The 17,610-nt window shown below is 60.6% G+C and carries 8 protein-coding genes and 1 tRNA gene; 5 read left to right on the forward strand and 4 right to left on the reverse strand.

Annotation, left to right across the window (positions count from 1 at the left end; genetic code table 11):
* The first annotated feature begins 1 nt into the window (after window position 1).
* The 4 genes from BGE01nite_RS29590 to BGE01nite_RS16035 all read left to right on the forward strand — a co-directional run bounded on the left by BGE01nite_RS29590 (window position 2) and on the right by BGE01nite_RS16035 (window position 6,452).
* Window positions 2–1,465, forward strand: a complete 1,464-nt coding sequence (locus BGE01nite_RS29590) for a histidinol-phosphatase (RefSeq protein WP_246145737.1) — start codon at window positions 2–4, stop codon at window positions 1,463–1,465.
* A 24-nt stretch (window positions 1,466–1,489) separates the two neighbouring features.
* Window positions 1,490–2,128, forward strand: coding sequence for a protein phosphatase 2C domain-containing protein (locus BGE01nite_RS16025; protein WP_146851497.1), 639 nt, complete (start codon window positions 1,490–1,492; stop codon window positions 2,126–2,128).
* Between the two features lie 12 nt (window positions 2,129–2,140).
* Window positions 2,141–2,644: a hypothetical protein gene (locus BGE01nite_RS16030; RefSeq protein ID WP_146851498.1), complete on the forward strand. Its 504-nt coding sequence runs from the start codon at window positions 2,141–2,143 to the stop codon at window positions 2,642–2,644.
* A gap of 121 nt (window positions 2,645–2,765) precedes the next feature.
* Window positions 2,766–6,452 (forward strand): c-type cytochrome domain-containing protein, encoded by a 3,687-nt coding sequence (locus BGE01nite_RS16035; RefSeq protein WP_146851499.1) that lies wholly within the window; start codon window positions 2,766–2,768, stop codon window positions 6,450–6,452.
* A gap of 246 nt (window positions 6,453–6,698) precedes the next feature.
* Here the strand turns inward: BGE01nite_RS16035 and BGE01nite_RS16040 are convergent, their stop codons facing one another.
* The gene (locus BGE01nite_RS16040) at window positions 6,699–7,709 is read right to left on the reverse strand and encodes a zinc-dependent alcohol dehydrogenase family protein (RefSeq protein WP_146851500.1); all 1,011 of its coding nucleotides are present in this window, start codon (window positions 7,707–7,709) and stop codon (window positions 6,699–6,701) included.
* Between the two features lie 142 nt (window positions 7,710–7,851).
* Between BGE01nite_RS16040 and BGE01nite_RS16045 the strand changes: the two genes are divergently transcribed.
* A tRNA-Leu gene (locus BGE01nite_RS16045) sits at window positions 7,852–7,936 on the forward strand.
* A 264-nt stretch (window positions 7,937–8,200) separates the two neighbouring features.
* Here BGE01nite_RS16045 and BGE01nite_RS16050 read toward each other — a convergent pair.
* From BGE01nite_RS16050 to BGE01nite_RS16060, 3 genes are all read right to left on the reverse strand, one after another.
* On the reverse strand, window positions 8,201–15,952 hold the full coding sequence (locus BGE01nite_RS16050; protein WP_146851501.1) for a beta strand repeat-containing protein: 7,752 nt from the start codon (window positions 15,950–15,952) through the stop codon (window positions 8,201–8,203).
* A gap of 254 nt (window positions 15,953–16,206) precedes the next feature.
* Window positions 16,207–17,220 (reverse strand): 16S rRNA (cytosine(1402)-N(4))-methyltransferase RsmH, encoded by a 1,014-nt coding sequence (rsmH, locus tag BGE01nite_RS16055; RefSeq protein WP_246145738.1) that lies wholly within the window; start codon window positions 17,218–17,220, stop codon window positions 16,207–16,209.
* Window positions 17,221–17,245: 25 nt separating this feature from the next.
* The gene (locus tag BGE01nite_RS16060; RefSeq protein ID WP_146851503.1) at window positions 17,246–17,596 is read right to left on the reverse strand and encodes a nucleotide pyrophosphohydrolase; all 351 of its coding nucleotides are present in this window, start codon (window positions 17,594–17,596) and stop codon (window positions 17,246–17,248) included.
* Window positions 17,597–17,610 lie beyond the last annotated feature (14 nt).

Consider the following 17,610-nt stretch of genomic DNA (forward strand, 5'->3'; position numbering starts at 1 on the left):
TGTGAGCAAGACACCACTCAAAAAGTCGTCCAAGGCCGCCAAGCCGGCCCCAAAGAAGCCATCGTCCAAAGCTCCCCCCGCCAAATCTGCCGTCAAAAAGCCCGCGCCGAAAAAGCCTGCACCCAAGAAACCTGTCCAAGTGGCTAAAAAACCGCAGCCAGCTCCGAAAAAGCCGGTGAAAAAGGCCGTGCCGGCCCCGGCGAAGAAGAAGCCCGCGCCAGCCCCTGTGGCTAAAAAGGCCCCCAAGGCTGCTGCCCCGGCCAAAAAGCCAGCCCCGGCTCCCGCCAAGGCCCCGCCAGCTCCGGTGAAAAAGGCCGCACCTTCCGCACCCGCTGCAAAGGCTCCCGTCAAAGCCGCTGCTCCAGCCCCGGCACCCGCTGCCGCCCCTAAAGCGGCCGCTGCTGCGCCTGCTCCCGCTGCGAAGGTAGTCGCCACTCCGGCCCTGGCCCCTGCCGTGTCAGTGGCCGCTCCAGCCCCCAAGCCAGCACCAGCGCCAGCTCCCAAGCCCGCCACTTCGCCTGCGAAGAAGGGGGCGACGGCCAAAGGCGCTGTTCCTGCGATTCCGAGCGAGCCCATCGCTCCGCCGAAACCACCCGTGATTTCGTCTGAGAAGCCCGTGGCCACCAAATCGGGCGCTCTTTACTATGACTCCCACATGCACACCCCGCTGTGCAAGCATGCCTGGGGTGAGCCTGAAGAATACTGCGCCCAGGGCGTGAAGGCGGGCCTCAAGGGTATCATCTTCACCTGCCACTGCCCGATGCCGGATGGCTTCTGGCCCACGGTGCGCATGAGCGAGAGCGAGTTCGACGTCTATCTCGGCCTCGTCCAGCGCGCCAAGGACGCCTACAAAAACAAGCTGGATGTCTGTCTGGGCATCGAGAGCGAATACTTTCCCGGTTACGAGAAATATATCGAGAACCTGCATCAGCGTGCGCCTTTCGACTACTGCCTGGGTGGCCTTCACTGGCAGTCCAAGGAGTATCTGAACAAGTTTGAGCAGGGCACCATCGAGGGCTTCCGCCGCACCTACTTTGAGCATCTCGCCGTCAGTGCTGAGACCGGCCTCTATGACTGCGTGGCGCACCCGGATCTGGTGAAGAACTACCACCCGGATTCCTGGTGCTTCGCCATCATCAAGAACACCGTCTCCAATGTGCTGGACCGCATCGCCAAAACCGGTGTGGCCATGGAACTGAACACCTCCGGCCTGAACAAGAGCTACTCCGAGATGAACCCCGGGAACGAGATGCTGCGCATGATGGCGGAGCGGAAGATCCCCATCGTCGTCGGCAGTGATGCGCATCGCGCCCCGCGCGTGGGCGAGCACTTTGTCACCGCCCTGAACAACCTCGCTGAGGCTGGTTTTGAAGAAGTCAGCTACTTCAAGAAGCGCGAGCGCCACGACATGAAGATCAGTGACGTGATCTCCAGCATCAAAAAGGCGGCGGACGCGAATTCGTGATCGGGCGGGAAGGGGAAGTATCCCATGACCGTCCGCACTCATTCCGAAGCCGGGAGCAAGGTTCAGAACGAAGACTTCGTTCTGGCGAAGTGGCATCCTGGAGATCCATCGATCATGATTTGTGCCCTCGCGGATGGCCAGGGTGGTCGCTCCCATGGGGCCGAAGCTGCGAGAGCGGCTTGTGAGGCTGTGTGGGAAGCCGCCGCAAACTTGCCAGCCCAGCAACTCTTCATGGATCGCACGTGGATACGCATCATCCAGGAGGCGGATCGGAAAGCTGCAGCGACGGGTGGTTTCACCACGCTGATCGCTCTCGCTATCAGCGATGACTTTGCCGCAGGTGCCTCCTGTGGAGATTCTAAAGCGTTCTTCCGTCTCGCTGGGCACACGGAACTGGCCGAGTGGACTGTTCATCAGCGGAAGAACCCTCCTGTCGGCAGTGAGTGTGCGGATCCTGAACCCTTCATGTGTCATGCCATCGGTGGCAGCAGGCTGCTGATCGTGTCAGATGGAGTTTGGAAATTCTGTGGCTACGAGGCGCTGAAGACAGCTTTCGAGATTCCGCCGGATCAGGTGGCGGAGCACTTGAAGAGCGCGGTGTTGAGCAGGGCAGGCTCCTCACTTCCCGATGACTTCAGCTTGATCACTGTGGATTTAGCCTGATTTGAGGCCGGGATGCACGATTCCGAAACTGACACGACTTCGAGGCAAGAAGACGCAGGTGATGCCACCCGTTCAGAAACCTTGAGCGATGGTGATTTGCCGCTGCATATGCGTCCCCTGCCGCAATGGGCATGGATGCTGTCTGTGCTGGTCTTTCCGGCATCGGTGTTCCTCGCGTTCGGGGCGGCGCGCCTGTTGTCATGGAGCCGGGCGCTGGTGCTGGCGGTGGTGTCCGGCGTTAGCAGCATCGGTTTCGTGCAGCTCATGGTGTATCTGGAAAGTCACGATGTGAGCTGGTGGATTACCGGACTGACCAATCTGGCGGGTTTCGTGATGTATTTGGGCTGGGGTTTCCTGATCTATCGGATCGGTCTTCGACATGGATTGTGGACACCTACAGCCCGGAAACTATGGCGTGCAATCGGGTGGGGCATGGTGGGCATGATCATGCTGAGTGCGTTTCTGCATTTGATCCTCGCTGTGCTCACGCTGGTGCGGGCTTGGAGAGGGGAGTGAGAGGTGGATCTGGGGCTAAGATAGAGAATCTACGAGGGCGCCCCGATCCCTTGACTTCTCACCCCTATGAAAGTCCTGATTTGTTCACAGCGTAGGTGTGGCACCCCCTTTTTTCGAAATCATGCCCACCCGCTTCGTTTTTGCTTCGATCACCGGCTTTTGCCTCGCCTCTTCCGCCAGCCTCTTCGCGCAGGACGCGGAAAAGATCACCTACGAGGACCACATCAAGCCGCTGCTGGAGAACAAGTGCTTCTCCTGCCACAATCCTGATAAAAAGAAGGGCGATCTGGACCTGACCAGCTTTGGCGCGCTCATGACCGGTGGCGGTGGTGGAGCCATTGTGGACGCGGGGAATCCAGATGGCAGCCGTCTGTGGACGACCTGCGCGAAGAAGGAAGAACCCTTTATGCCGCCGGAAGGCGCGCCTCTGAATGCCAAGGAACTCGAGATCCTGGCCAAGTGGGTGACCGGTGGTGTGCTGGAGACGAAGTCCAGCGTGGCCAAGAAATCCAGCAAGCCGAAGGTGGATATGGCCGTGGCCGTTACCAGTGGCCGCCCTGAGGGACCGATCGCCAAGCCGGAGCACGTGCTTTTGGAGCCGGTGATCGTCACTCCGCGCACCACGGCCGTCACGGCCATGGCTGCGAGTCCCTGGACCTCCCTGGTGGCCATCGCCGCACCGAAGCAGATCCTGCTTTATGACACCGACACCCGCCAGCTCGCGGGTATTTTCCCCTACACGGAAGGTTATGCACGCACCCTGCAGTTCAGCCGCAATGGCAGCCTGTTGGTGATGGGCGGCGGTCGGGGGGGCAAGTTTGGCCACGCGGTGGTTTGGGACGTGAAGACCGGCAAGCGCATGATCGAGGTCGGCAAGGAGTTTGACCAGGCCATGAGCGCGGACATCAGCCCGGACCACAAAATGGTCGTCGTGGGCTGCACCTCGAAAAAGGTGAAGTGCTATGACAGCGCCACGGGCGAGGAGCTCTACACCATCGCCAAGCACACGGAGTGGATCCTGGGCACGAAATTCAGCCCGGACGGCGTGCTGCTGGCCACCTCTGACCGCAACGGCAACGTCATGGTTTGGGAAGCTGCGAACGGCGGTGAGTTCTACATCCTCGGCCAGCACAAGGGACCCTGCACGGATCTCGCCTGGCGTGCAGACTCGAACCTTCTGGCCTCCTGCTCCAAGGACGGCACCATCTCTGTCTGGGAGATGAACGAGGGCAAGCAGATCAAGAACTGGGCCGCGCATGGCGGTGGTGTGCAGTCCGTGAGCTTTACGCCGGATGGCAGCATCGTTTCCTCCGGTGACGACGGCCTGGTGCGTGTCTGGGACGTCAATGGCAACAAGAAATCCGAATCGGTGAACCAGGGCGATATCGTCGCCAAAGTGGTCGCTCTCGCTGACTCGAAGTCCTGCGTGACCTCCAACTGGCGTGGTGAGGTGAAGGTGCTGACGCTTCAGGACAAGATGCCTGAGATCGGTCAACTGAGCAGCAACCCGCCGCTTATCGCCCAGCGCATTGTCGAGGCCGAGAAGCGCGCTACTGAACTCGTGGCAAAGCTGCCTTCGCTTCAGGAAGCGGTGAAGAAGGCTGAGGAAGATGCGAAGAATCGTCAGGCCAACCTGCCCAAGGTTCAGGCCGAGGTGGCGGAGAATGATCGTCGTTCCAAAGCCTATCCAGCGGAGATCGCAGCGGCTGAAAAGGCCCTCGGTGAGGCTAAGGCTGCTCTGACCAAAGCGCAGGCAGATCAAAAGGCCCGTGGAGAAGCCATCAAGGCTCACGCGGACAAGGCCGCCAAGGTGGCCCAACTGGAAAAAGATCTCGCGGCAGCGAATGCCGAAGCTCCGAAAGTCGCCGCAGCTGACAAGGCCGTGGCTGATGCCAATGGTGCCCTGGAAGGCGCGAAGAAGGAACTCGCCGCGAAGGCTGGCGATGCGGCTCTCACAGCGAAGGTGAAGGATCTGGAAGGCAAAGTTGGTTCGGCAAAAGCTGAGCAGGAGAAGCTGGCGGCGAGCAAGACCAAGATCGACCAGGCCACCGCTGCGGTGACCAAGGCCAAGGCTGAGCTCGGTGCTGCCCCAGGCCCTGTGGCCGAAGTCGACAAGGTGATCGCGGACACCAACGCCAAGATCAAAGAACTCACGGACACCATCGCTGCGAAGAAGGCAGAGCTGCCGAAGCTGCCAGCGCTGGTCAAAGCCGGTCCAGATCGCATCAAGGGCGCGGAGTCTGATGTGGCCACGGGCAACTCAAACCTCGCTGCGGCGCAGATGAATGCCAAGCTGGCTGCGGATGAGATCAATGTGCTGCAGAAGCTGCCCACGGTGCTCAAGGCTGCGCAGTTCAATGTCGGCGTGCTCGCGGAGAAAGAGACGCTGGCAAAGCTGGAAGGCAGCTTCAACGACTACACCGCCGCGAAGAAAGAGAACGAAGAGGCCAAAGTTTCCAATGCTTCGAAGATCGAGTCTTCGAAGAAGGCTATCGCTGAAGCGGTGAACCTGCTTCCACAGAATGAAGCCACGCTGGCCAAGCTCAAGGCTGAGCTCGGCGGTCTGGAAGAAGCGGTGAAGCCCACCAGGACCACGGACGGCGCTGCCTCTGCCAAGCTGGAAGAAGCGAAGAAGACTCTCACGACACGTGAGGCCGAACTCGCTGCACTGGTGAAGGCTCGTGACGAAGGCACCGCCGCAGCGAAGAAGAGCGCGGATGACATCGCCAAGGCCATCGAAGGCTTGAAGAAGAAGCTGGGTGAAGTCGCCACGAAGCTGAAGAACCCTGACGAGCAGGTGAAGAGCAAGCAGGCCGATGTGACCCAGCGTGAAGGCAAGCTCGCTGAGGCGAAGAAGAGCGTCGCTGATCTTACCGCGGCACTTCCTGGTCAGGAAAAAGCGGCCAAAGACGCTGAGGCAGCACTCGCCAAAGCTGCGGCTGATTTGCAGGCCGCCGAGAAGGCTCTCAATGAAACGCAACGCGCGAACGGCGAGGCTGAACGTGGAGTGAAGGTTGCTCGTCAGGCTGTGACGAGTGCTGAGAAAGCTGTGAACGATGCCAAGGCCAAGAATGCCGTCACTCCTGAACTGGAGAAGGCTCTCGCCGAGGCCCAGGGGAAGCTGGCCGCTGCTGAGAAAGCTGGCGCTGATGCTACCGCGAAGGTCACCGCAGCGAAGACTGCCAGCGACAGCCTTCGCGAGGCCCGCAATGCCGCTGAGAAGGCACAGGGTGCTGCACGTCAGGTTGCTGGCAAGAGCAAGAACGACCTGAACAACGCCAGCAACAGCGCCAAGCAGCTTGAGACCGCGCTCGCCAAATCCAAGGGCGAGCTGGACGCTGCGAACAAGGTCGCGGCTCCTCTGCGTGGTCAGCATGACAGCATCTCCAAAGAGATCGCCGCTCAGGACAAGGCCCGCGCGGACAAGCTCGCCGTGCCTGCGGCTCTTGAAGCTGATTTTGCCGCCAAGTCGAAGCCTGTGAATGAGCAGATCGCCGCCATGAAGGCCGCTCTTCCCGAAGTGGAGAAGGCTTTCGCCGAGGCTCGCGCCAAGCTGGAAGGTGAGATCAAGATCGTCGATGCCAAGAAGGCGGAAGTCGCCAAGGCCACAGAAGAGCTCGAAGGCACGAAAGCCAAGAAGGCCGGTGCTGAAGCCGCTATTGCCGCTGCTGAGAAGGACACTCCTGTGCGTGACAAGAACCTCGCTGAGATCAATGCGGAGCTGACGAAGCTTACGCCTCAGCTTGACCCTGCCCGCGCCAAAGTGAAGGATCTCGAAGCGAAGTATCTGACCATGCTGCCGAAGTAATGCTTGTTAGGTGCGGCGTGTGGTAGTCGCGCCAGCGTCCTGGATTGCGCCGGTCCTCCGGCGCTCTGAATGACAAGCGAGGATATTTGCGCAAGCTGTCAGCGAAGGTCGAATGAGGTTGGATCATCTTCCGACGGAAGATGATCACTCGCTTCGTCGGAAAGCTCCAGGGGGCTGGAGCACTCCAAGACGCTCCGCGACTTCGGCGCCACATCTGGAACGAAGCGCCGATAGGGTCGACATGGATCAAACCTTGATCACGATCTTCCCAAAGTGCTGGCCGCTGCCGATGCGCTCGAAGGCGGCGGGGGCATCTTCAAACTCAAAGGTGCTGTCGATCACGGGATGCATCTTCTGCGCGGTGATGTGCTCCAGCATGCCGGCGAACATGGTCTTGGAGCCGACATAGATGCCATCAAGGCGGATGCTCTTGCGCAGGATGCCCACAGTCTGCACATCGCCTGAGGTGCCGGTGAGCACGCCGATAAGAGCGATGTGGCCGCCGAAGCGCGTGGCCTTGATGGACCGGTTCAGCGTTTCAGGCCCGCCGATCTCGATCACGCGATCAACACCCAGCTTGCCGGTTTGCGCCAGCGCCCAGTCATCCCACGCAGGATCAGTCTTGTAGTTGTGCACGGCATCCGCACCGAGTTCGCTCAGGCGCGCTGCTTTGGCATTACTGCTGGTGGTCGCGAGCACCTTGGCCCCCACGCTTTTGGCAAACTGCAGCGCAAAGATGGACACACCACCGGTGCCGAGCACGAGCACCGTTTCACCGGCCTTCAGATCACCGCGCACGAAGAGCGCATCCCAGGCCGTGACAGCGGCGCAGGGCAGGGTGGCTGCCTCTTCCATGCTGAGATGATCTGGCACACTGAGCAGGCATGTCGCAGGCAGGCAGGCGAGTTCACGCAGCAGACCATCCTCAGCACCACCGAGAGCCTTGCTGGCGTGCTGCTGGGTGTAGCCGCCATCGATCCATGTGGGCATGAAGGGGATCACGACCTTCTGGCCCACGCTCCATCCACTCACCCCTTCACCCAGGGCCACGATCTCTCCCGCGCCGTCAGAGCATGGGACTCGCGGGATGGGGCCGGTCACACCTTTGATGCCCATCACATTCATGTAGTCGCGGTAGTTCAGGCAGCAGGCACGGATGCGCACGAGCACCTCTCCAGCCTTGGGCTCTGGATCAGGCAGTGTGACTTGCTTCAGGGAGGGCAGACCTTCCGTGCCGGTGATTTGGTAGGCTTTCATGGGTGTGTGATATCTACTCTCGAAGAGACCGACAAGACTCAAGTGGGGCCGTGTTTTGGCATGAAAACTTCACAAAAATCAAAACTCCATTTGCATCCATCAGCACCCCGATATACTTCCCGCCCTGCAAAAACGCAGCCCTGCTCGGGTGGCGGAATTGGTATACGCGCAAGACTAAGGATCTTGTGCCGAAAGGCTTAAGGGTTCGAGTCCCTTCCCGAGCACCATCTCTCTCAAAAGAGATGGCTTATGCCCTCGAAAAACGAGGGCTTTGTTGCTCTGACGAACAGAAGCACACCTGGGCCTCAAACGCGGTGTATTCCATCGACCACCGGAGCAGTTCACCGTTCGCGCCCGGCCCCAGCCATCCATGGACGATCGTGATCAACAGCCCAAAGTTCAGGAGCTTTGATGAAAACATTTTGCCCGGCCTCTCTCAGCTCAAATCAGAGCGAGCGGGGCCGGGCAAATCGTTTGATCAGCGACGGACGTTACTGAGCCGAGACAACGGGCTCGAGGATCACCTGTCCAGAGAGGATCGGTGTGGTGGTGCTGACGGGTGCGGTCTCGCCTGGCAGCTGCGGCAGCAGGAAGTAGCCATAGGCGCGTGTCACATTACCCTCTGGAATGGCGATGCCTTCGAAGGTGACCGTGCGCTTGATCAGCGCAGGCTTGCCATTGGGCACCGGATTGGCGTCCTCAAGATTGAACGAACCTTTGATTAGGCCAGATTTGTCCGTGAGGGTCAGTGCAGGCTTGCGCGGGTTCACCGTGGCATTGGCGGGAAGCACTGCCTTGCTCTTCGCGGCGATCGTGAGGGAGATCTCCGGTGTGGGAACCGGCACCTCGATGCCACCATCCGCAAAGACCAGCCTGGCTGCCGAGCCTGCATCCACGTTCAGGAAGACCTTTCCGGTGGTGAGACCATAGCGGCCGCCTTTGGCAGTGAGATCCACGACCTGCGGGAAGCCATTGCGATAGGTGCGATTGCTCGCAGCAAGATTGGCCGGACGCCACCAGGTCAGCGAGCCTGCAAGCGTTTGTGCATCGAGGTCAAAGGCGCCTGCCACGGAGCCTTTCAGTGCGGTGGTGTAGTGGATCTTGAAGTAGGCGAGCTGGCCGTCAGGACCCAAAAGGCTGCTGCCTGTGATGAGCTCACCATCCGCAAGCTTGCCCGCATAGGTCGCCTTGCCATCGGCCGTGAGGGTGATGGAGCCGAAGCCATTGCCTTTCGGCACGCCAGCGGTGTTTTTCAGCGCCTCTGGAATGTCCAGCGTGAAGGTGTGATAGGCGGTGTAGGTCGTGATCGCTGAATCGGTCTTGCTCCACTTGTTGCGCCAGCCGGTGAAGGTGATGGGGGCTGTGCCATCCGTGATCTGCGCGGTCGAGACACGGTTGGTGGCTGCATCCAGCGTGAAGGTGAGCACCAGCGCAGTCAGCGGAGCCTTGCGCGGGAACTCCTGGCGTCCCTGCACCAGCAGGCTGCCGGCAGTGGCATCCAGCACACCTTTGAGCGGATAGAGGGTGGTGCCCAGCGTGAGCTTGCCGGTGAAAGTGCCGGTGATGGTCGTGGTGAGCTCGAACAAGCCACCGAGATCCGCATTCACCGCCCCACGGCTGACCGGGGCCACGAAGCTGCCGATGGCATTGGCAGGGAAGGCGGAGACAATCAGACGACCACTCACCTCAGACTTGCTCTTGGGACCATTGGAAGCGGTGAGCTTCACCAGATAGCCGAGCGGATCTTTGGAGACGGCGGTAGGTTTGCCGGTGATCAGACCTGTCTTGGTATCGAGCTTCAGACCTGGAGGCAGGCCGGTGGCTGCATAGGCAGTCGGAGTCTTCTTCGAATCAGGATTCACAGGAATCTGATAGGTGAAGGTGCCGCTGACGATGGCAGGATCAAACTCGGGCGGGTTCTCCAGGATCTGGGGAGCCTCGCTGAAAACGGTGAGCTTGTGCACACCACTGGTTAGGCTGCCGCCTGGGCCCGTGATGACCAGGGTGTAGTCACCAGTGTCCTCGGCCTTGAGCGGCTTGATCTCCAGGATCTTCTTGTTGTCCAGGCCCTTGATGCGTGTGCCGTCGGCAGCGACTGGTTCGTTGTTGTTGTTCCAGACATAGGTCAGGGAAGCCCCCTCAGCTTTCACTTCGATCTTCGCGGCCGTGCCTGCGCCCAGGAGCTGGCTGGTGGCATTGCGCTGCACCACGGCGAGCTCCGTGTTGCCGCTGGTCACGGTCGTGGCCGCGGTCACTTCGACCTTGTAAGTGCCAGCATGCGTGAGGGCCACGTTGTTGATGTTCAGGACGGCGGCAGTGGCTCCGTTGATCTTCGCGTTGTTCCGATACCATTGATACTTCAGTGTGCCCTCGCCAAAGGCCAGCACGCTCAGGCTGACGTTGGTTGTGGTGGCCACGATCTGGGAGGCGCTGAGTGTGGCGACGACTGGCGTTCCATTCGCCACGACCAGGCGTGCCTCATTGCTGGTGGCACTGCTGAATGAATTGCTGACGATCACGGAATAGAGTCCGGCATCTTCGAGCTGGAGGCTGTTCAGCGTGAGGCTCGGGCTGTTGGAAGCCGGGATGTTCTGGACACCCTTGCGCCATTGATAGGTGAAGGGGCCGGTGCCGCCAGGCGTGACCGTGAAGGTGGCGGAGCCATTCTGCAAACCACCCTGAAGCTGCGGATGCTGGGCGATGGAGGCCGCATCATTCACGATGAGCTGCGCAGCAGTGCTGGTGACCGGGCCGACGATATTGGTCACGACCACGTCGTAAGCAGCTTGGTCGGCTTCGGTGATGTTGGTTAGGCTGAACTCGATGCCGGTGGCACCTTCGATGGGCTCACCGCCTTTGCGCCACTGATAGGAAAGGACACCTGTGCCTGTGGCCGCGACGCTGAAGGAGACGTTGGTGCCCGGGTTCTGGGTGCGGTTCTGTGGATGTGCGGTGATCTGTACCTGATTGTTCACGTTCACCACGGCTGAAGTGCTGGTGGTGGGACCTGCGGGGTTCGTCACGGTGACCGTGTAGGTGCCTTGATGGGCCTCGGCGGCGGTGAAAACATAGGTCGGCTGGGTCGCGCCCACGATGGGGAAGCCATCGAGCTTCCACTGATAGGAGTAGGGCTCCAGTCCTGTGACTTCCGTGCTGAGCGTGACTTCCACGCCAGGGTTCACGGTATCGCCCGGGGTGACCAGGATGGCTCCGACGACGGGCGGTTCAGGGCTGATGAAGAGCAGGCCGTGGCTGGCGAACAAACTGCGGTTCCAGAAGAGGCCCACAGGCAGCTCAGGCAGCTCGAGATTCACCGCCAGAGCGGGATCAAAGGGAGTGCCATCGGCCGTGGCATCGAGGTTCAGGGTGGTGAAGTCGAGGATGTTGAAGACATCGCCATTCGCGGGGACGTAGCCGCCCACGAGATCAATGCGGATCGTGCTGCCTGCGTCCAGGGCGAGAGTGCCGCCGATGAGGAGCGAGTCATGCTCAGCGGAAACCGTGCTGCCGAAGGCTTCGACAGTGGCTGTATCAAGCGGGTTTTCGACGGTGGCGGTGGGGCCTGCAAGGCCGAGAATCAGACGCGGGACACCTGGCTGGGCTGCTGCCGCGAGGGTGAGATTACCACCGAAGGTCAGGCGGCCCACGCCATCTCCCACAGGGAAGACATTGGTATGAACACCGCTGTCACCGGGGCTGATGATGCCGGCGCTGTTGATGATGAAATTGCCATTCAAGGTGCCGCGACCGCTGATGACGCGGGCATCGGTGATGTTGCCGCCGAGCGTGAATCCTGCGGTGAGTGCCTGCACATCAAAGGTGGCACCTTCGTCCACTTCGATCCAGCGGGTGGCATTGAAGCGACCGGTCGCCCCCAGGACAATGGAGCCGCCGCTGATCTTCACCTTGCCCTGAAGGGCGTTGACGGTGTTGATGGTCAGAGTGCCGGTTCCGGTTTTGGTTAGGCCGGCGTAGCCGCCGATGCCACCGCTGCCGCTGAAGGTGTAGTTCTGGCTGGAGTTCACGGTCACGGCGGAGGGCAGGAGAGTTCCAGCCAGGGTGACGGTGGTGTTGGCAGAGCTGTCGTCAAAGGTGACGGCGTCCGTTTGGAAGAAGGTCTCCACGCCAGTGTTCCAGGAAGCAGGTGTGGTGTTGTCCCACACATTGGTCGTGCCATTGCCAGACCAGGTGAGGTTTGCCAGGCTGCCGCCGACCACGAGATTCACCTGACCAGGGGTGGTGGTATCAAGTGAGAGAGCATAGCGTGTGGGATTTGTGAAGCTGAGCGTGCCCAGGTCACCGACGAGCGCGCCGGTGTAGTTGAAGAGACGATAGCTGCCCGTGAGCGGATGACCGGTCGGCGTGACATCGATGATTGAAGGTGCGCTGACGGTGAGGTCACCGCCGACATTGATGACGTCGTCCACTTCCGCCGTGGTGGTGGTGGGTGAGTTGAAGTTCACCTGCACGCGGCCGCCTGCAAGCGTGAGGTTGTTCGTGAAGTTAAACGTGCTGGCCACTGCGGCAGTGCCGGGGGCAAAGGTCGAGCCAGTAGGAAGCGTGGTGGCTCCCTGGACGGTGCCGTAACCACGCAGGGTCTGACTGGCGGCGAGAGAAAAGCCGCCGGTGACGTCACTGACATCAAGTGTGGCAGGAGCCAGCACATCAATGGTCGGGGTCTTGGCGATGGAGGCGAGCGGGCCGAGCTTGAGCTTGCCTGCATTGAGGGTGGTGGCTCCGGTGTAGGTGTTCACACCATTCAGGGTCCAGGTGCCGGTGCCGTCTTTGATCAGCGGGAGCACACGTGTGTCGTCCAGCAGCTCAGGGCCACGGATGACACCATTGATGGTGCCACCGACATCGCCATCCAGCTGTAGCTGGCGGTTGCCCGTGGTGGCGGCATGATCCGCCACCGGAATGAGGCGGATGTCACCATTCAATGTTAGGCTGCCGGCATCACCACGGATGCGTCCGTGACCGCCGTTTTGATTGAAGAGATTGATCTGTCCCTGGATGACATTGTCACCGGCGATGTTCTGGATGCCGCCCTGGGGGCCATCACTGCTGAGGCGGAAGGTCAGGTCACTGCTGAGGGTGAGATTGCCCAGGCTGCCGTCCAGGATCAGTGTGGGGCGACCGCCCTGGATGTTGACCAGCTTGGCCCCTTGTCCCAGCGCATGAGAGTGGGTGATGCGCAGCGTGCCCCGCGCATGGGTGACAGCACCGGTGAATGTGTTGTCTGCTGTCAGCGTGACCTGCTGGGGAACGGTGTAGGCCACGTTGCTGATCTGGAAGCCGCCAGCACCGGAGAGGGTCTGGTTCAGGGTCAGCTCACCCCAGCGACGAACGATCAGATTGCCTGCGCTGATGATGATGTTACCCGCTGGCACGGAACCTGTGGGGCCGTCATTGCCGATCCACAGGGGGCCGGCGCTGATGGTGGTGGTGCCCTGGTAGTCGTTCTGGTCGTGGGTGAGCTTTAGAGTTCCACCCGTGGTTTTGGTTAGGCTGCCAGGTCCGCTGATCTTGCCGCTGAGCACGATCTCTGTGGATGCTGCCACATTCACGCTGCTGTCTGTCTGCAGGGTGATGGGGCTGGCCACCACGTTTGTGATGCCAGCCAGCGCATTGATCTGGCCGCCATTAAGGATGATGGGCTTGGTGTTGTTCACCGTGTTGTTTTCAAAGCCGAGCTGGCCACCGAAACCCACGGTGATGCTGCCGGGCTGGTTCCCCAGTGTGGTGTCGCCTTCAAAGGTGAGACGGCTGCTGGTGCCGGTGATGGAGAGACTGCCGATGCCTGTCTCGCCCAGGTTTGCGAGGGCGATGGTATTGCTGCCCACTTTGGCGAGCTCATGACCATGCACTTCCAGACCGCCTGGAACATCGCGGATGTCCCAGCGTCCGGTGCCGCCGATGGAGCTCGGACCGGTGAGGATGAGCTTCTTCAGGCCCACATTCGCGCTTCCAGATCCGGTGTTGAGGATCACGCCGCTGCCATCGATGCCATGGCCTGAGGCGGAGACGACCTCACCTTCAGAAACCAGCTGGCTGCCGAGATCCAGAGCCGCGCCTTCAGCCACGGTCGTGCCTGCTTCAATGCCACCCAGAGCACGTCCATTACCGAGACGGAGGGTGCCTTCATTGATGTTCACGAGTCCGGTGAAGCTGTTGTTTCCGGAGATCGTCGTTGTGCCGGCGGTGAGCTTGGTGAGGCTTCCGGTGCCGCTGATGTCTCCCACCAGGGTGTAGCTGTCAGGACGATTCAACACGATCGATCCGTTATTGATCACAGGGCCGGTGCCGAGGCTGCCTGAAAGCGCCTGGATGCCATCACCGAGGCGGACAACGCCTGCCTCAATGGTGGTGGTGCCGGTGTAGGTGTGGTTCGTGCCATTGACGATGTGGAGCGTTCCTGTGCCACGTTTGGTCAGGCCGCCAGTGCCTGTGAGATTGCCAGTGCCGGTAAAGGTGTAATCCTTGACGCTGTTATCCACGACCACCTGGGATGGGGTGAGAGCGGCTGTCAGATTGACGAGAGTGGGGCCCGACGCGGAGTCATCAAACAGGACTGAGTCACTGCCCGTGAGTGTCTGCAGGTAGCGTGTGAGGCTGCCGCTGGCGACTTCACGCCAGTTCAGTGTGCCAATGCCGGTGCCATCATTTGCATCCCAGTCACCATTCACCTCCCCGGTCCAGCGCGGACGGTCGATCGCGCTCACATTCAGCACCACGCGTGTGTTCACTGTGTCGTCGACGAGATTCGCCACCACACGGGCGGGCAGCTCGGACAGGATCAGACCCGCAAAGCCAGCACCACCCAGGGTGCCTGTGTAGTCGATCAAAGGGATCTGACCGGTGGTGATGCCGCTGCCTTTGACGGCGATGCCGGCCGTGCCGGTGATGCTGACGTTCTGAGACGAGATTACCGGGGCTGTGGGATTGCCAAAGGAACCGACATCCAGATCAAGCGCCGTGTTTGAGGTTCCCTCGACGGTGAGACTGGTGGTGTTGAGCGACTGCCCTGCCGCAGCCACGTGCACACTGACGGAAGCATTGTTCGCAATGGCAAGGGAGCTCAAGGTGGAGCTGCCTGTCTTCAGATTGAGACGACCTGCCTGGACCGTGACGCCGCCGGTGAAGGCATTCTGGCCTTCCAGGCTCCAGGTGCCCGTGCCCGCCTTGATGATGCTGATCGCATTACCCCCGACACCGATGGCTCCGTGAACGGTGCCAGAACCCTCGCCACGAAGTGTGAGATTCGTGGATCCCGACGCTGTGGTGTAGCCGATGGCTCCATCGAGGTTCAGGGTTCCTGCCGTGCTTTCAATAACGTAGTCCGTGCCGCCTGTGCCGAGACCGATCGTGCCAGCGATGGTGTTGCTGCCACTGACGTTCGCGATAGAGGCGGATGTGGCATCTGCACGCGCGCCGAGCTGCAGGGCCTCGTTCACCACGATGTTAGCGGCCAGCTCCAGCTTACCGGTGGCGGTGCCGCCTGCGACGGAAGTGTCTGCAAGGACGGAGCCGAGAGAGGCTGGCTTGTTGATGCGCAGCGCGCCGTTATTGATGAAGATTCGGCCTTCCCAGGCCGGGCTGGCGCCATTCAGGAAGAGAGTGCCCGAACCATCTTTGATGAGATGACCACCTGCAGTCGCCTGGGTGCCGGCTCCTTGAATGAGGGTCTCAAAGGTTGTGTTGGCAGGCCCGGTCACCAAGAGGTTGCGGTTCGCTGTTGCCAGGCCGCCGCCGATGTTCACGAAGCTGTCAGAGCTCACGTAAAAGGGTGAGACTGCCGCATTCAAGGAACCGAAGTTAAAGAACAGGCCGCCGCTGGTGGTGAAGGTCACCGTGGCCTCGGAATTGTTTGTGATGGTGCCCGTGTTTGGCTGGACGGTGCCTGTGAAGTTGTCTCCGAGACGCAGGGCGAAAGCTCCACGGAAGTCATAACTGGTGTTCTGACCCAGGATCACAATCTTTTGCGGACCGCTGACGGTGATGCTCTTGGCGGTGGCATCCACATTCACGTTCACCGGGCCTGCACCCGCTCCTGCATACACCAGCGCATCCGTGCTTTGATCCGCAGGGAAGGTGGGCCGGGTGTTGTTGTTCCAGTTGCCCACGGCATTGAGGGCATTGCTGGCGGTGCCGGTCCATGTCTTGATGACATCGGTGGCGAGGACGGGCGTGGCGCTCAGCAACAGAAGCGCGCGCAGCAGAGAGTGACGGAGAGGGGATTTCATGACAAAGAGACGAAGCGGCCTTGTCGCTTTTTGGAGAGCGTGAAGGCCTGGGGGGCAGGGGATGGCTGGCCTTCCAGGGATGGTTGGATCGGCCTCTTGTGCGCTGGCCTCGTAGCCTCACCACACTTAACTCATACTGATTGAGTGTGGTTTTATTCGTCTCTAATTCCTACTTGGCAAGAAAGAATTGAATAATTCTGAGCACAGCCTGTCTCTCCGGGCTGATTCAGGAGCACGAATGGATGTCTGATGGGCTATTTCAAGGCCCAGCGCAGCTTGGCGGGAGATGAGCGTGGATTCGCACGCTGCTCGTCCATGGAAGCGCGAATGACCTCGTCTGACACCTCGCGGTAGATGCCTGAACGCAGGCCTTCCTGAAAGGCCTTCTTCACGCGACGATCCTCGCCTGAGTGAAAGGTGAGAAAGGCGACGCGGCCGCCGGGTTTAAGGGCTGCGGGGATGGAACGCAGCAGACTGTCCAGGGCATTGAACTCTTCATTCACCGCAATGCGCACCGCCTGGAAGACACGGCGCACCGCATCATCTGCCTCTTCAGCGCTGGTGCGTGGAGGCAGGGCGCTTTTGACGGCTTCGGCGAGCTGCCGTGTGGATTGTGGCACGCTGGTTTTCAGCCTGGCCGCGATGGGGGCGGCGTGCGGTTCGTCCGAATTCTCTTCGAGCGCTGTCACAAGCTTTGCCTCGCTGATGCTGGTGAGCCACTGAGCAGCCGACACGCCGCGTTCAGGATTCATGCGCATGTCCAGCGGGCCGTCTTGTTTGAAGGTGAAGCCACGCGATGGATTATCGATCTGCATCGAAGAAAGGCCGAGGTCTGCGAAAATCACATCGACTCCGTCATGCCAGCCTTGCTCCGCGAGAGCTTTGGTGAGTCCTGCAAAATTGCAGCGGCGTGCGGTGAAGCTCTCCTCATTCATGCCAAAGGCACGCAGGCGTGCTTCTGTGCGCGCGAGCTCGATGGGGTCGGCATCCAGGCTCATGAGATGTCCGCTGGGCTGTACGGTCTGCCAGAGGGCCCGGCTGTGACCGCCATAACCAAGAGTGCAATCAACCACACGGTCTCCGGGCTGCGGCTGCAGGCACTCGATGACCTCTGTGACCATGATGGGCACGTGCTGGCCTGCGGGGGTTTTTCCAGAGGCGCGCACCTTGGCGATCACATCCGGATGGCTGTCGGGATTCAGCTCCTTGTATTTGTCCTCAAAGCGGCGCGGGTTCTTGCCACGATAGCGAGGGCGGCGCTTGTGCACGGGCGGGACCGATGCGGGATCAGACTCAGGCTCCGAGCTCATTGTATTTCAGATTGTTTCCGCGTGCCTTGTCCACGGGGTAGCGCTTCTCATTGCGGTCCAGCTTGGCCTGCATGGCCTCGGTGAGCGGGATGTCGAGGTTATGCGCCAGCTCAAAGAGCAGGATGGCCACATCGGCGATCTCATCTGTCAGTTCAGCGCGCTTGACCTGGATGACCTCAGGGATCTGGTCGGGCTGTTTCCAGACGAAGTGCTGCATCAGTTCCCCGGCTTCCGCCGCAATGGCCACGGCCATGTCCTTGGGATTGTGAAACTGCATCCAGTTCCGCGCATCGCGGAAGGCGCAGATGCGCGCGGTGATTTCTTCGATGGTCATGATCCTTCATGAAT

Source organism: Prosthecobacter gellanilyticus (assembly GCF_007992435.1).
GTDB classification, from domain to species: Bacteria; Verrucomicrobiota; Verrucomicrobiia; order Verrucomicrobiales; family Verrucomicrobiaceae; genus Prosthecobacter; species Prosthecobacter gellanilyticus.

What these genes read in the sequence shown, in the direction of transcription:
- BGE01nite_RS16040 (WP_146851500.1), bottom strand. Translation starts at nt 7,709, where the DNA reads ATGAAAGCCTACCAAATCACCGGCACGGAAGGTCTGCCCTCCCTGAAG.
- BGE01nite_RS16060 (WP_146851503.1), bottom strand. Translation starts at nt 17,596, where the DNA reads ATGACCATCGAAGAAATCACCGCGCGCATCTGCGCCTTCCGCGATGCG.
- BGE01nite_RS16050 (WP_146851501.1), bottom strand. Translation starts at nt 15,952, where the DNA reads ATGAAATCCCCTCTCCGTCACTCTCTGCTGCGCGCGCTTCTGTTGCTG.
- BGE01nite_RS16025 (WP_146851497.1), top strand. Translation starts at nt 1,490, where the DNA reads ATGACCGTCCGCACTCATTCCGAAGCCGGGAGCAAGGTTCAGAACGAA.
- BGE01nite_RS16035 (WP_146851499.1), top strand. Translation starts at nt 2,766, where the DNA reads ATGCCCACCCGCTTCGTTTTTGCTTCGATCACCGGCTTTTGCCTCGCC.
- BGE01nite_RS16030 (WP_146851498.1), top strand. Translation starts at nt 2,141, where the DNA reads ATGCACGATTCCGAAACTGACACGACTTCGAGGCAAGAAGACGCAGGT.